This is a genomic window from Phaeobacter sp. BS52 (genome assembly GCF_045040595.1).
Taxonomy (GTDB): domain Bacteria; phylum Pseudomonadota; class Alphaproteobacteria; order Rhodobacterales; family Rhodobacteraceae; genus Phaeobacter; species Phaeobacter piscinae.
Map to the genome: position 1 here is coordinate 1,647,893 of NZ_CP090662.1, position 13,743 is coordinate 1,661,635.

At 63.5% G+C, this 13,743-nt stretch carries 14 protein-coding genes and 2 pseudogenes; 3 read left to right on the top strand and 13 right to left on the bottom strand.

The window, feature by feature from the left end; all coding sequences use genetic code 11:
• The 9 genes and pseudogenes from L0Z65_RS08010 to L0Z65_RS08050 form a co-directional block, all read right to left on the bottom strand.
• Nucleotides 1-207 carry a hypothetical protein gene (locus tag L0Z65_RS08010; protein ID WP_096871026.1) on the bottom strand — a complete coding sequence of 69 codons (207 nt, stop codon included), beginning with the start codon at nt 205-207 and terminating at the stop codon, nt 1-3.
• A gap of 105 nt (nt 208-312) precedes the next feature.
• Complete coding sequence (scpB, locus tag L0Z65_RS08015) at nt 313-975, bottom strand: SMC-Scp complex subunit ScpB (RefSeq protein WP_405112212.1); 663 nt, start codon at nt 973-975, stop codon at nt 313-315.
• Nucleotides 975-1,766 (bottom strand): segregation and condensation protein A, encoded by a 792-nt coding sequence (locus L0Z65_RS08020; protein WP_405112215.1) that lies wholly within the window; start codon nt 1,764-1,766, stop codon nt 975-977. Before L0Z65_RS08020 ends, scpB begins: the two co-directional genes overlap by 1 nt.
• Nucleotides 1,759-2,764: pseudogene (gene nagZ / locus L0Z65_RS08025) on the bottom strand (beta-N-acetylhexosaminidase). Before nagZ ends, L0Z65_RS08020 begins: the two are co-directional and overlap by 8 nt.
• A gap of 163 nt (nt 2,765-2,927) precedes the next feature.
• The gene (locus L0Z65_RS08030; RefSeq protein ID WP_405112218.1) at nt 2,928-3,938 is read right to left on the bottom strand and encodes an SPOR domain-containing protein; all 1,011 of its coding nucleotides are present in this window, start codon (nt 3,936-3,938) and stop codon (nt 2,928-2,930) included.
• Entirely contained in the window at nt 3,871-4,311 is a 441-nt protein-coding gene (locus tag L0Z65_RS08035; RefSeq protein ID WP_405112221.1) for a hypothetical protein, read from the bottom strand. The genes L0Z65_RS08030 and L0Z65_RS08035 overlap by 68 nt, the downstream gene beginning before the upstream one ends.
• Before the next feature lie 92 nt (nt 4,312-4,403).
• Nucleotides 4,404-6,149, bottom strand: a complete 1,746-nt coding sequence (gene argS / locus L0Z65_RS08040) for an arginine--tRNA ligase (RefSeq protein ID WP_405112224.1) — start codon at nt 6,147-6,149, stop codon at nt 4,404-4,406.
• Between the two features lie 205 nt (nt 6,150-6,354).
• Nucleotides 6,355-6,684, bottom strand: a complete 330-nt coding sequence (locus L0Z65_RS08045) for a hypothetical protein (protein ID WP_040172957.1) — start codon at nt 6,682-6,684, stop codon at nt 6,355-6,357.
• 112 nt (nt 6,685-6,796) lie between these two features.
• Nucleotides 6,797-7,955, bottom strand: a pseudogene (locus L0Z65_RS08050) (deoxyguanosinetriphosphate triphosphohydrolase).
• A gap of 123 nt (nt 7,956-8,078) precedes the next feature.
• Between L0Z65_RS08050 and L0Z65_RS08055 the strand changes: the two are divergent.
• Nucleotides 8,079-8,402, top strand: a complete 324-nt coding sequence (locus L0Z65_RS08055) for an iron-sulfur cluster assembly accessory protein (protein WP_014874225.1) — start codon at nt 8,079-8,081, stop codon at nt 8,400-8,402.
• Nucleotides 8,403-8,609: 207 nt separating this feature from the next.
• Nucleotides 8,610-9,128 carry a DUF421 domain-containing protein gene (locus tag L0Z65_RS08060; RefSeq protein WP_096871020.1) on the top strand — a complete coding sequence of 173 codons (519 nt, stop codon included), beginning with the start codon at nt 8,610-8,612 and terminating at the stop codon, nt 9,126-9,128.
• A 12-nt stretch (nt 9,129-9,140) separates the two neighbouring features.
• Here L0Z65_RS08060 and L0Z65_RS08065 read toward each other — a convergent pair whose 3' ends face one another.
• The gene (locus tag L0Z65_RS08065; protein ID WP_405112229.1) at nt 9,141-10,394 is read right to left on the bottom strand and encodes a DUF6902 family protein; all 1,254 of its coding nucleotides are present in this window, start codon (nt 10,392-10,394) and stop codon (nt 9,141-9,143) included.
• A 71-nt stretch (nt 10,395-10,465) separates the two neighbouring features.
• Nucleotides 10,466-10,702, bottom strand: coding sequence for a hypothetical protein (locus L0Z65_RS08070; protein WP_405112232.1), 237 nt, complete (start codon nt 10,700-10,702; stop codon nt 10,466-10,468).
• A gap of 388 nt (nt 10,703-11,090) precedes the next feature.
• Here L0Z65_RS08070 and xth point away from each other — a divergent pair, with 388 nt between their 5' ends.
• Nucleotides 11,091-11,897, top strand: coding sequence for an exodeoxyribonuclease III (gene xth / locus L0Z65_RS08075; protein WP_040177970.1), 807 nt, complete (start codon nt 11,091-11,093; stop codon nt 11,895-11,897).
• 89 nt (nt 11,898-11,986) lie between these two features.
• On the opposite strand, the gene L0Z65_RS08080 is transcribed toward xth, so the two are convergent.
• Nucleotides 11,987-12,259, bottom strand: coding sequence for a hypothetical protein (locus tag L0Z65_RS08080; RefSeq protein WP_405112235.1), 273 nt, complete (start codon nt 12,257-12,259; stop codon nt 11,987-11,989).
• Nucleotides 12,260-12,456: 197 nt separating this feature from the next.
• Nucleotides 12,457-13,683, bottom strand: a complete 1,227-nt coding sequence (locus L0Z65_RS08085) for an FAD-dependent monooxygenase (protein ID WP_405112238.1) — start codon at nt 13,681-13,683, stop codon at nt 12,457-12,459.
• Nucleotides 13,684-13,743: the final 60 nt, after the last annotated feature.

Consider the following 13,743-nt stretch of genomic DNA (forward strand, 5'->3'; position numbering starts at 1 on the left):
CTAGAACCGGGGCGGTCGGGTGTTGCGACGCATCAGACGCGCCTTCTGGGCTGCTGCCTCATCCTGGTGGACCGGGCGATTGCCCTTGTCTGCGCCCTGCGCTTTGCCACGTTTTGAGACAGCCTTGATCCCGGCATTAACGCCTGCGTTCACCGCGCGGCCCACAAGGCGGCGCAGGATCATATTGATCACGCGTTCAATGTTCATTTGCCTGTCTCCTTCGCACCAATCGGGATCGCCGGGCCACCAGCCCGGCCGTGTTAGTGTGGCCCCTCTATGCGGCGGATTTAGGGCGTCTGTCCCGGTGGGCAATCAATCGCCAAAGAGTTCCGGCTGTTCCTCCACCTCGTCGCTGTCGCCGCGCCCGCCCAGGGGCAGGCTGCCCGGTGGCGGGCGGTTTTCCAACAGGCCTGCGGCGCGCAGCTCCTTGAGGCCGGGCAGATCGCGCGCACTTTCCAACCCGAAGTGATCAAGGAATACCGGCGTCACAACAAAGGTCACCGGACGGCCCGGCGTCATCTTGCGGCGACCAAGGCGGATCCAGTCCATTTCCAACAGCTGATCAATGGTGCCGCGCGACACAGAGACGCCGCGCACCTCCTCGATTTCGGCGCGGGTGACCGGCTGGTGATAGGCAATGATGGCAAGGGTTTCGATGGCGGCGCGCGAGAGTTTGCGGGTTTCCACCGTTTCCTTCTGCATCAGAAAGCCGAGATCAGAGGCGGTGCGCAGCGCCCAGGCATCGCCGACGCGCACAATGTTGACGCCGCGCCCCTCGTAGCGTTTGCGCAGGTGCTCCATCGCGGTGCCCGGCTCGCAGCCGTGCGGCATCCGCGCCTCAAGATCGCGCACGGTCACCGGTTCGGCGCTGGCAAACAGCACCGCCTCCACCATGCGTTCCTGTTCGGCCATCGGCGGCGCCTCAAACAGGGTTTGGGTTTCCTCCGCAACGGCGTTCTGGCTGTGGTCGTCCATCAGGTATCCTTGTCACGAATGCGCAGCTGAATGGGCGCATAGGTCTCGCTCTGGCGCAGCTCAAGATGGCCTTCTTTCACCAGTTGCAGCGAGGCGGCAAAGGTGGAGGCCGTGGCGGAGCGGCGTTTCATCGGGTCGGAGTGCCAGCCTTCGGGCAGATAGGTGAGCATATCGGTCCAACTGCCGGTGTAGCCTATCAGGTGGCGCATCCGTTCCAGCGCCGCCTCCATGGTAAAGATCGCCTCACGGTCCAGCACGAAGGGGCGGAAATCATCCCGCGTACGGATGCGGGCGTAGGCCTGCATCAGATCCAGGAGGTTCGCCGAGTAGCTGACGGTGCGGATGCGAGTGACATCCTCGCTCTGGCCACGGGCAAAGAAGTTGCGGCCCAGTTGGTCGCGGGCCATCAGCCGTGCGGCGCTGTCGCGCATCGCCTGCAAACGCTCCAGCTGAAACGCCAGATGCGCGGCCAGTTCCTCACCGGAGGGGCCTTCTTCGCTCGGGTCGGGCGGCAGCAGCAGCCGGGATTTCAGATAGGCGAGCCAAGCGGCCATCACCAGATAATCGGCAGCCAGTTCAATGCGCAGCTCATGGGCCTTTTCCACAAAGCTGAGATACTGGCGGGCCAGTTCCAGCACCGAAATGCGGCGCAGATCGACCTTTTGCGTGCGCGAGAGCGACAGGAGCACGTCAAGCGGCCCCTCGTAGCCGTCAACGTCCACGATCAATGCTTCGGCCGCGAGCCGGTCCTCGACGCTGAGCGCGTCGTCGTCAAACAGAGTGTCAGCCATATACCTGTCCGCCCATGAGGGCTGATAGTTCGGCCTCGGCCGTGGGTATGTCAAGCGCGGCGGGCGCGCGGCGGGCGGCTTCGGCGCGCGCGGCACGCGCCTGTGCGGCGTCGGTCATCTCGCCTGCGGCCTCGGCCACGGCGGCGCGCTCATCCAGCGGGGCGTTGCAGAACAGGACCACATCGCAGCTTAGCCGCGATGGTATCTCGGGCGATATCTGCGGGGGCGCCGTTCAGCGCCTTCATCGAGATATCGTCGCTCATAATAAGACCGTCAAAGCCGATGTCCGAACGGATCATCTGCATCACGCGGGGGGACAATGTGGCGGGTTGGCTGTCGAGGGCCTCATAAACCAGATGGGCTGTCATCCCCATCGGCAGATCGTTCAGCGCGGCAAAAGCGGCGAAATCCTCCCGCGCCAGATCGGCGAGAGACGCGGTGATCCGGGGGAGATCATGGTGGCTGTCCATGCTGGCGCGGCCATGGCCGGGGATGTGTTTCACCACCGGCACCACACCGCCGTCCAGCAGGCCGTCAGCGGTCGCGCGGGCGCGGTTGACCACGGTGGCGAGGTCGCTGCCATAGCAGCGGTTTTTGAGGAACGGATGCGTCCCCTCGCCCACCACATCCGCCAGCGGCGCGCAGTTGCTGTCGATGCCAAGATCGCGCAATTCCTCCGCGATCAGCCGCGCGCGCAGATACATGGCACGGTCTGCGCCCGCCCCTGCCGCCTGCGCGTGATCCAGTGCGGGCTGCCATTGCCGCGCCAGTGGCGGGCGCAGGCGCTGCACCCGGCCGCCCTCTTGGTCGATGGTGATCAGGCAATCACGGCCCACCGCCTCGCGCAGGTCATTACAAAGCGCGCGGGTCTGTTCGGCAGTGTCGATATTGCGGGCAAACAGGATGAAGCCAAACGGATTGACCCGCTGAAACAGCGCCTTTTCCGCCGCGCTGAGACGCAGGCCTTCGGCATCTAATATGGTGGCTCCGTAACGCATTGCGATCCTCTTTGTGCTGGGGCGCTGATACACCAGTGTCGCGGGCGGCGCCATGGTCGGATGGGGCAAACTGGCAGCAGTTTGCCGGATGGTAAACGACAAACGCCCGGCTGGGCCGGGCGCTGAGGTGTCGGGGGTGACCCCAAGTCCTGGCGGGGATACCCTAGCGGGTGGTCACGGGAATACAGTCGGCGTTGCCCGCCACCAGCGCGGAGCAGAACCGACGCGCATCGGAGAGATCGGCAAAACCCATCGCCCGCAGGCGGTAGAAAGTGCGACCACCGCTTTCGGCCTTCTGGATCACGCGTTTCTTGCCTTCCAGATAGTCCGCAAAACGACCGTGGATGCGGTCCCATTCGGCGCGGGCCACCTCTGCGCTTTCGTATGCGCCAAGCTGGGCCAGCCGGGTGCCTGCGGGCAGGCTGTCAGGCGAGACGTCCTGGGTGGTGCGTGCCGCCGGGGTGGCCGCAACCGCACGGGTGGGAGAGAACCGCGCCGGGCGCGCTGCGGGCCGCAGTGAGACGCGCACACCGGGGGCGTTGCGCAGGGCCGCGTTCGGTGCCGGGGCCACGGCGGCGATGCTCACGGGTTGCAGGGGTTCCGGCTGCACAATTGCCGGGGCGGCGTTTGGCGCGGCAGCGGCAGCGGAAAGCTGCTCAGCCCCGTTCAGCGCATCCTGTCCCAGTGGGGTGACGCCGTCGGTCAGCTCTGCCACCAGCGCGTCGATGTCGCCGCCCTGATAGGCGGCCACCGCCTCAGTCGAAAGATCGGAGGTGTCAGCCACAGGCGCGCGATCCCGTCCGGCGCCAGAGGTGTCTGTTGTCAGGGCCGCCTGCATCGGCTGATCATCATCGGTCAGCGCCACGTCTTCGGGGGCCAAGGTCAGACGGTCGGCGGGGCTTTCGACATTGCCGTTGGCGGCAACCGCGTTGACCGCAAGGCCCTGATGATCGGCGGGCAGGCCACCGGGATTATCTGGCTGAACCCGCAACGGGCCTTCGACGGCGCGCACCACGGGCACGCCGCTTACGTCGCGTGAAATCAGCTGGTAGCCCCAGAGACCGATGCCAGCGACCAGCGCCAGCGAGGCCACGGCGCCAAGGGCGCTAAACGCCTTCGCCAGTCCGGCGCGGCCTGTGCCGAGCGGGTTCGGGGGTAAATCCATAGTCGTCATAGCGGTGCCCCTGATCGGTACCCGGACCGCTATAGGCGTCCTCTGCCGGGTCGCCATAGGCGGGGGCTGCCTGCTGATAGGGGCTATAGCCCTGCGCGGGCGCCTGCGGCTGATGTTGTGCAAAATACCCACCCGCTTGCGGCTGCTGGCCATACCCTGCGGCGGCCTGTGGGCGCGGAGCGGGTGTCTGCGGATCATGGCCGAAGGGGTGTTCCGGCTGCGGATAGGGCGATTGGGCAACGGGATCGCGCAGATGCGCATCGGCGAAAGACGGCTCCTGCCGGATTCCTTGCGTTTCTGTGGCGGGGTCCGAAGAACGGTCCCCTCCATTGGAATACGACTGGCCGTGACCTGCCTGCGTAAAATACGCCATTTCCGCCTCACTGCCCGCATACGGTGCGCGATGCACCGCCCCGGGTTTCTACTTGATGATCTGCCTCGATCCGGCGGCCTGGGCGATTTTAGCTATCGCATCTCCTGCGCCGGTGTGACCCCAAGAATACCAAGACCGGCGGAAATGACAATGGAAACGGCCTTGGCCAGCGCCATTTTCGCATGTGTTGCAGATGGGTTGCTCTCGTTAACAAAACGTAAACCTTCGTTGGTTTTGCCGAGATGGTAGAGCCCGTGCAGCTCAGACGCGAGATCGTAGAGGTAGAAGGCCACGCGATGCGGCTCATTGGTGCGGGCGGCGATTTCCACCAGACGCGGCCATTCCGCCAGCTTCTTGGCGACAGCCAACTGGGCGTCATCCTGCAACAGCGACAGATCCGCAGCGGCCAGCGTGGCGTCGTCGGTGGCGATCCCCGCCTCCGCCGCCTTGCGCAGGGTCGAGCAGATCCGCGCATTGGCGTATTGCACATAAAAGACCGGGTTGTCCTTGGACTGTTCCAGCGCCTTATCAAGGTCGAAATCAAAGCCCTGATCGTTCTTGCGGGTGAGCAGCATGAAGCGGGTCACATCCGGCCCCACCGCATCCACCACATCGCGCAGGGTGACAAAGGTCCCTGCCCGTTTGGACATCTTGAATTCCTGACCGTCCTTGAACAGCTTCACCAGCTGGCAGAGCTTGATATCCAAGGGCACCTTGCCATCAGACAGGGCTGAGACGGCTGCTTTCATCCGCTTCACATAGCCGCCGTGGTCGGCGCCGAAGATGTCGATCAGCATATCAAAGCCGCGTTCGACCTTGTCATAGTGATAGGCGATATCCGGTGCGAAATAGGTCCAGGCGCCATCGGATTTCTTCACCGGGCGGTCGACGTCATCACCATGTTCGGTGGATTTGAACAGGGTCTGTTCGCGTGGTTCCCAATCGTCGGGCTTCTTGCCCTTCGGCGGCTCCAGCACGCCCTCATAGATCAGGCCCTTGTCGTCCAGGCTTTTGAGCGCGGATTCGATCAGGCCAGTGCCGTAGAGGGATTTCTCCGAGAAGAACTTGTCCATCTGGATGCCAAGCGAGGCCAGATCGGCGCGGATCAGATCCATCATCGCATCGGTGGCGAAATTGCGGATCTCCTCCAGCCAGACATCTTCGGGCCGGTCCACATAGGCATCGCCAACCTTGTCCTTCAGCGCCTGACCAACCGGGACGAGATAGTCGCCGGGGTATGTGCCATCGACAAAGGCGACCTCTTGGCCGTGGGCCTCGAGGTAGCGCAGGTAGACAGAGCGTGCCAGCACATCGACCTGACCGCCGCCATCGTTGATGTAGTATTCGCGGGTGACGTCATAGCCGACAAAATCCAGCAGGCTGGCCAGCGCATCGCCAAACACCGCACCACGGGTGTGGCCGACGTGCAGGGGGCCGGTGGGGTTGGCGGAGACATATTCCACATTGACCCGCTTGCCCGCGCCGAGGTCGGAGCGACCGAATTTGATATCCTCCGCCAGGACGGCCGCCAGCACCGATTGCCAGCTGCTGCGATCCAGACGCAGGTTGAGGAAACCGGGGCCTGCCACCTCGGCGGCGGTGACGCGCGCGTCCGCGGCCAGCTTCCCTGCCAGCGCATCGGCGATATCGCGCGGCTTCATCTTGGCGGGTTTGGCCAGCACCATCGCCGCATTGGTTGCCATATCCCCATGCGCCGCATCGCGCGGCGGCTCTACCGCGACATTGGCAAAATCGAGCCCTTCGGGCAGGGTGCCCTCAGCCACCATTACATTGAGGCAGTCAAGCACGAGCGAGCGGATATCGGTAAAGAGGTTCATGTCTGGCGTCCCATCTGTTCAACGTTGCGGATACCGAGGGCCAGCGGCAGGGTCAACAGGATTGCAGGACACCTATCCGCCTGCGCGGGCCGCCGGGCGGAAAATTTGAGTTTTCTGGTCCATTTTCTCGGTCAGAAAATTGGGCGCGACCGGTGGAGGCGCGCCCGCTGTCGCCTAGGTCAGTACCGCCCCGCAATCCTGCGGATCAGGCCACCGGCGCGTCGCGCACCGGCAGGCGGCCCCAGCGGGTGATCTGATAGCGGCGCAGCGAGGCGACATAATAGGGATCGCGCAGGATCAGACGTTCCACATCACCGCGCGTTTTAGCCTCTACGTTCCAGATGGCGCCGGGAAAATCCTGCTCGGGCCGCATCGCCAGCGCACCGCCGATCTGCAATTCCGGGTGGGCGCGCACAAAGGCGATATGGGCATCCCGGCGCAGCCGGTCCGCGCGGATCCGCGCCATTTCCGGCGCGTCCTGAAAGGTGACGGTCCAATGTGTCAGGCCACTGGTTGTGGTGCCCGTGGGGATCATGGCGCCCTCTTGCGGTTTGCAGCTGTCTCTTGCCTATCAAACCGCATCGCGCCCGCCCGACGATAGAGCCAGTTGGCATCAGCGATACCGCCAGTCGCAGCTCAGCCCGCGCCTATTCCCCCGCGCGCAGGTCGACCTCCGCAGCGGCGGCCTCAGCCGGGAACAGGCGACGATGTTCCTGCAGCGCAAAGCGGTCTGTCATCCCTGCGATGTAATCCGACACAATGCGGGCCAGCGCGGTTTCCCCTGCGGCGGCGGCGATATCGCCCTGCCAGCGGGCGGGCATCTCCTCAGGGTGGTTAAGGAAATGCGGGAACAGCGCCTCGACCACCTTGGAGACCTCGGCGCGTTTGCGCATCACACTGGGGGCCCGATACATGCGGGTAAAGAGGAAGGCGCGGATATCCTTCAGATCGGCCCAAAGCGCATCGGAGAACACCACCACAGGTGCCCCGAGGGAGCGCACATCCTCGACGCTGCGGGCACCACTGGCGGCAAGGCGACGTCGGGCGCCGTCGATCACATCACTGACCATCACGCCAAAGACGCGGCGCAGCGCCTCATGTCGGCGGCGGCGCGCATCCAGACCGGGATAGCGGCTGTCCACCGCATGATAGGCGGCCCCGATCACCGGCAGGTCCATGATATCGGCATCGGTGAACAATCCCGCGCGCAGCCCGTCGTGCAGATCGTGGTTGTTATAGGCGATGTCATCCGCCAATGCCGCCACCTGCGCCTCCGCACTCGCATGGGTGTGCAGCTCCAGATCCACCGCCGCGTTGCACTCGGCCAGCGCCCAAGGCAGATCGCCCACCAACGGGCCATTGTGTTTGGCGATCGCCTCCAGCGTCTCCCAGGTGAGGTTCAGCCCGTCGAAGTCAGCATAATGCCGTTCCAGCGAGGTGACGATACGGATCGCTTGCGCGTTGTGATCAAAGCCGCCGTAGGGCGCCATCAGCGCATGCAGCGCATCCTCACCGGTGTGGCCAAAGGGCGTGTGCCCCAGATCATGGGCCAGCGCCACCGCCTCGGTCAGTTCCTGGTTGAGGCCAAGCGCGCTCGGCGATGGTGCGGGCCACCTGCCCCACCTCAATCGAATGGGTGAGCCGGGTGCGATAATTGTCGCCCTCATGTTCGACAAAGACCTGTGTCTTATGCTTCAGCCTGCGAAAGGCGCTGGCGTGGATGATCCGGTCGCGGTCCCGCTGATAAGGCGAGCGGAAGCTGCTTTCTTCCTCGGGGACCTGACGACCACGGCTGCGGTCCGGCATGGTCGCGTAAGGCGCGTAGGTCACTAATCTTTTCCCCGGTCAATCTTGTCCCTGTCGCGTCACCTTTCTATATTATTGTCTCTGCTGCAACACGGCAGTGATCACCTCATTGGGAGACCAGAGATGCAATTGCCCCCGAAAGTGACTGAGCGCGCCTTTGCCCGGCTGGCCGAAATTGGCGCCGCCGATCAGGGTCAGGCGCTGCGTGTGGCAGTGGAAGGCGGCGGCTGTTCCGGCTTTCAGTATGAAATTGCCCTGGATGCCCCGCAGGCGGATGATCTGATCCTTGAGGGTCAGGGGCAGAAAGTGGTGGTCGATGAGGTCTCGCTGCCATTTCTGGAAAACGCGGTGATTGATTTCACCGAAGAGCTGATCGGCGCGCGGTTTGTGATCAACAACCCGAACGCCACCTCCAGCTGCGGCTGTGGTACGTCGTTCTCAATGTAATGAACCGGGCGGCAGAGGCGGCGGTGTGCAACCGCTAATGCAACCATCTAACTGTCCGTCAATTGGGAACTTTCTCAGAGATGCGCGCGTTCTTTTGGTGAGCGGGCGCCCACGGATACTATTCCCCCTTCGTCAATACGGCTTCGCCGTTTCACGGAAGCGCCGGGCGCGCCGCTCCCGATTGACCCCTATCTGGCGAGGTGCGCAGTGTTTGTCGAAGATATTCTGAGTGATTTTCTGTTAAGATCGGCACTCCTGTCCTCCATCGGAATCGTATGGGTGATTGTGGTCGTACGGCTGGTCGGGCTGCGTGCCTTCTCAAAAATGACTGCGTTTGATTTTGTTGTGACAGTGGCCATCGGTTCTCTTCTTGCCGGGGCGAGCCAAGCAACGTCATGGTCCTCCTTTGGGCAGTCCGCGCTGTCCATCGGGACGTTGCTCTGTGTGCAATACGTCGTGGCCCGGCTGCGACAATCCTCGGAAAAATTCAAAGCCGTTGTGCAGAACACGCCGGTCATGCTGATGCGTGACGGAGATATTCTGCAAAGCGCACTTGCGGCGACACGGGTCTCTGAGGATGATCTGCTGGCCAAGCTTCGCGAGGCAAATGTGCTGTCGCTATCGCAGGTGCGCGCGGTGGTACTGGAAACCACCGGAGATATTTCGGTGCTGCACGGGGACGCCCTGGAGACGCGACTGATTGCGGGTGTTGCCACGCCGTCCTGAAGGGCACGACCTCTACCGGGTCTGATCCGTCAAGCTAATGCCATCAGAATTGATGCGACGGGTCTTATGTAGGGCTTTACCGCGCCTGCTGAAGATGCGCCAGAAGCCCTCAAACATCGGGCTGCTTTGCTGCAGGTCACACAGCTGTTGACCCGCCTGCGGCCCGTGTTGGGCCGTCATCTCATTCACCGCGCTGCGCCAGAGCTGCGGCGCGGGCATCTGCGAGTGCTCCCCGACATCCAGCAGCCAAGCCGACAGCGGACGCAGCAGGCTGGTGGTTTCAGGCATCGCGATATGGAATGCGCCGGCGCGCAAGCCGCCGATATCCACCCCCAACGGCTGCTCCGCCGGTGCGCATATCTGCTGCCACCATAGGGTGACGAAGTAGGCGTGATAGCCATCCATATGCCCTTCAAACCCGTCTGGCGTGATAACAAAGCCCTCCAAGGCGCGCGTCAGGGCCTGCTCCCACAGGGATGGCGGCGTGACACCGCAATAGCGCAGCGCGATGCAGATTTCAGACAGGAGATCCAGATCCTGATCCAGGCAGGCCAGAAGCCCCGCATAGGTCAGGCTGCACTGCACCGCGTCGTCCAGCCCCGGATCGCGGCGACCATAGTCGGAGAGGTAGAATACGATATGGGTCAGCTCATAAGCAGCCTTGCGATTGGGGATGGCGAAGGTCTGGCTGCGGCGGGCGAAGCGCCGCAACCTGTCATCAAGCCCCGGATCCACTGGCACCGCGATGCCGCGGCGCGCCAATAGCTGTCGCGCCTCGGCCCGTTGCAGGTCTGACATTTCCGCCTCGACCAACCCCTGATGGGCCACCCAATGGGCCAGTTCCGCCGCGCGGGTGTTGGGCCCCAAGCGACCGGTCCCGATCAGGTCCTCGTAATCGAGACAGATCGACAGGATAAACCGGTAGTATTGCGGGAAAAACTGCAACTGCCGGGCGGCGCGGTCGTAAAACGGGCGCAGGGGGGACAGGGCTGCCTCATCCCCGAAATCGCCTGCGCCTGCGCCTCTCCCAACCCACTGCTGCATCACCCGAAGCAGGCTCAGCAGCTCTGCGTTCTCCTTCAGCCAATAGACATCCTGAGGCGACCGCCGGTGGCGCGCAAAGCTTTCGACCCACGGCGCAGCTGCACCAGCCGCAGAGAGCCCCGGTCCAGTCGGGGGCTGATGGCTGGGCAGCGTGCCGATGTCGGCGCGACGGATTTTGCCGCCGCCCGCTCCGGGATGTGTGAAAGGCAGGATGACAGTCATGGATTTTGCACCAATGCGGGATTTGCGCCCCGGTGGTAGGGCGCAAATCTGGAAGGTCGGATGGCCGAAGGTCAGCTGCCGGACGAGAACAAGCCGGTTGCGGCACCGCTGACAGTGGCCTGGTCGGCGCGGGGCGCTGAGCCAGAGGAAAACAGCGAGGTTCCGGCGCCTTCCACCATGTCGCCGCGACTGTCGTGATTGAGCGAGCCGGAGGAAAACAGCTCCGCCCCCTGGCCGCTGTGAAGGTCGGTTTCTGGCGCGGTCAATTGCGGTGCCACGGTCTGGCGGCGCTGTGTAGCAGTGGTCATGGATCGTCTCCCGTTCTAGGTGAAAAACACCCGTCGACGATTGACACGGAATGCCTGCTCGACAACATGAAAGCACGCCCTTGGGTTGTTTTTATGATGACACAACCGATGAGCTTTGCGCGGCAGATGCCTGACCAGAAAGAAAATAAGCCGCTTCTGCACAGGTTAACCACAGAGCTGTCCACAGCCCCAGCCACACAAAACGCGGGGGGATCGGCGGCCTCTCCTCTTGCAGCGCTGCAAACCGGGTGTCGCGCAGTTTTGCGATATGTCGCATTTTCGATGGCGATGATTCGGCATGGGCGTCCCGCCGCGCCCTTGCCCCCTCGCCCGGATTGGGCGATAGATCAGGCGCCCCACCCCGGGCCACAGAGGCAGGAGACCGGATATGAAAATCGCCACCTTCAACATCAATGGTATCAAGGCCCGTATCAACGCGCTGCCGGACTGGCTGGATGAGGCGCAGCCCGATGTGGTGGTGCTGCAGGAGATCAAATCCGTCGATGAGGCCTTCCCGCGCGAGCTGTTTGAGGATCGCGGCTATAATGTCGAAACCCACGGTCAGAAGAGCTTTAACGGGGTGGCGATCCTGTCGAAACTGCCGCTGGAGGATGTGCGGCGCGGCCTGCCCGGTGATGACAGCGACGAACAGGCGCGCTGGATCGAGGCGACGGTGGTGGGCAAACAGGCAATCCGCATCTGCGGGCTGTACCTGCCCAATGGCAACCCGGTAGAGCTGGACGCGGAGGGCCAGCCGGTCGAAGGCGGCAAATACGCCTATAAACTGGCCTGGATGGAGCGGCTGCGGCAGCGGGCAAAGGATCTGCTGGCCGAGGAAATGCCCGCCCTGATGGCCGGGGATTATAATATCATCCCGCAGGCTGAAGACGCCAAGACGCCGGAGGCCTGGAAAGACGACGCGCTGCACCGCCCTGAAAGCCGGGCCGCGTTTCAGCGGATCATGGCGCTTGGCTTTACCGAGGCATTCCGCGCGCGCCACCAGGGACCGGGGCATTATTCGTTCTGGGATTATCAGGCTGGCGCCTGGAACCGCAACAATGGCATCCGCATCGACCATTTCCTGTTGAGCCCGCAGGCCGCCGACCTGCTGCGTGACTGCCAGATCGATAAGGATGTGCGCGGCCGTGACAAGCCATCAGATCATGTGCCGGTCTGGGTCGATCTGGATCTGTGAGGCGCTGAGGACCTATCCGCACCGACGGCGCGCTGCGCGGGTGGGTCTTGTCCAGCCAGCTATGCTGTCGCGCGTGAACATCCTCTATATTATTGAAAACGTTCAATAACGTCGAAGAAATTTGCCCACGCGGCCTGCTGCTCATTGGACATGCCGGTCTGGTCGCCGCTGAGAAATTGCTCTGGCGTCACCCCATCAATATTCAGCGGCAGGGCCGCGACGCACAGCTGCTTGGCTTGCTGTTCCGTCACCTCACCACCGAGGAGCCGGGGCAGGCTTTTCACGCCTAGCCGATATCGTCGATAGATCAGTGACCATAGGCGCGATCCCCGCGCGCTCTGCGTCTTCAGGAAAAGCAGCAATAAGAGTGTCAATTTGAGATAGGTCGTCGTCTCTTTGCCCCCCGCAGGCCCATTTGATCGCCAGAGGGAGCAAAACAAAATCAAATCCGAAGAATATGTTGACCGGATTTCGGTTTTGGGCCGAAACCGCTGAACTGGTGATACCGAGACAGACAACAAGGGCCCCGGTCAATGATTTTATGGCTCGGCTCACCCTCTCAGGCCAGCGTCGTGATGGGACCACCTGCGCCGGGGTCGTTGCCTGTTGGGGCGGGGGTGCCGCCGGTGACGTCGTGGCCGTAGATCCAGTCGAATTGCTGCACCATGCGCTGGGGCGCGAGCCGCCCGCCGAGGCGCAGGATCTGATGCGCGGGCCATGCGAGCGGCTGGCGCAGGTGGTATTTCCAGGCATTGCCGGTGGCGGCAGCCACCACTTTGGCGGCGCGGTTGCGGCGGCGACTCTGATAGGTGGCAAGCCCTTCTTCGTCACTGGTGGCGGTGCGCAGGGCATCGACCAGCACCCAGGCATCCTCAAGCGCGAGATTTGCGCCCTGCGCCATGAACGGCAGGGTGGGATGCGCAGCATCGCCCATGATCGCGAGGTTGCCCTGATGCCAGACCTCGGCAACCGGATGGCGAAACAGCCCCCAGAGGGCCACCTGATCGACCTGCGCCAGCAGATCGGCGGCGGCGCCACCAAATCCGGTGAAGGCACTGCGCAGCGCCTCCGGGTCATCACGGTGATGCCAGCCTTCCTCCGCCCAGGTCTTGCGTTCCTGGACCGCGACGATGTTCATCAGGCTGCTGTCCCGCAGCGGATAGGTCACCAGATGGCGACCCGGCCCCATGAAAACCTGTGCCTCCGCCGGGTGATTGTGCAGATTGGCGACTGTCGCGCGCCAGGCCACCTGCCCGGTGAAGCGGGGCGTCGCGACGCCATTCAACGCGGCCCGCGCCTTGGAATGCAGCCCGTCGGCGCCAATCACCAGATCCCCGCCACACTGTGCGCCATTGGCCAGATGCACCACCGGGCGGGCACCGCTGGTGATGCGGTCGACCTTTTGCAGCAGGCGCACCTTGACCCCGGCCTTGCGCGCGGCATCGGCCAGGAGGTTGATCAGATCGGCGCGGTGGGCGAAGTAGAAATTCTGTCCCGGCGCATATTGGTCGAGATCAAGCCGCAGCACCTCGCGGCCCTGCCGGTGGCTGCGCAGGACCACGGCGCGGGCGCGCGGCGCGCTCCAGGCGAGATCATCCGCCAGCCCCAGCGCCCGCAGAACCGCAACGCCGTTGGGGCTGATTTGCAGACCTGCGCCAACCTCGGTGATGGCGTCTGCCTGTTCGAGAACCGTGACCTTTGCGCCCTGTCGGCTGAAGGCAAGCGCTGCCGCCAGCCCGCCAATGCCCGCACCGATGATGGTGATTTTTCGGTCTGTCAGTCTCATCTTGTCCCGCTATCTGCACACAGGCCGGTCCGTTCTGGCCGCGCGATACCCCCAGATAAA

What these genes read in the sequence shown, in the direction of transcription:
- L0Z65_RS08010 (WP_096871026.1), bottom strand. Translation starts at nt 207, where the DNA reads ATGAACATTGAACGCGTGATCAATATGATCCTGCGCCGCCTTGTGGGC.
- scpB (WP_405112212.1), bottom strand. Translation starts at nt 975, where the DNA reads ATGGACGACCACAGCCAGAACGCCGTTGCGGAGGAAACCCAAACCCTG.
- L0Z65_RS08020 (WP_405112215.1), bottom strand. Translation starts at nt 1,766, where the DNA reads ATGGCTGACACTCTGTTTGACGACGACGCGCTCAGCGTCGAGGACCGG.
- L0Z65_RS08030 (WP_405112218.1), bottom strand. Translation starts at nt 3,938, where the DNA reads ATGACGACTATGGATTTACCCCCGAACCCGCTCGGCACAGGCCGCGCC.
- L0Z65_RS08035 (WP_405112221.1), bottom strand. Translation starts at nt 4,311, where the DNA reads ATGGCGTATTTTACGCAGGCAGGTCACGGCCAGTCGTATTCCAATGGA.
- argS (WP_405112224.1), bottom strand. Translation starts at nt 6,149, where the DNA reads ATGAACCTCTTTACCGATATCCGCTCGCTCGTGCTTGACTGCCTCAAT.
- L0Z65_RS08045 (WP_040172957.1), bottom strand. Translation starts at nt 6,684, where the DNA reads ATGATCCCCACGGGCACCACAACCAGTGGCCTGACACATTGGACCGTC.
- L0Z65_RS08055 (WP_014874225.1), top strand. Translation starts at nt 8,079, where the DNA reads ATGCAATTGCCCCCGAAAGTGACTGAGCGCGCCTTTGCCCGGCTGGCC.
- L0Z65_RS08065 (WP_405112229.1), bottom strand. Translation starts at nt 10,394, where the DNA reads ATGACTGTCATCCTGCCTTTCACACATCCCGGAGCGGGCGGCGGCAAA.
- L0Z65_RS08070 (WP_405112232.1), bottom strand. Translation starts at nt 10,702, where the DNA reads ATGACCACTGCTACACAGCGCCGCCAGACCGTGGCACCGCAATTGACC.
- xth (WP_040177970.1), top strand. Translation starts at nt 11,091, where the DNA reads ATGAAAATCGCCACCTTCAACATCAATGGTATCAAGGCCCGTATCAAC.
- L0Z65_RS08085 (WP_405112238.1), bottom strand. Translation starts at nt 13,683, where the DNA reads ATGAGACTGACAGACCGAAAAATCACCATCATCGGTGCGGGCATTGGC.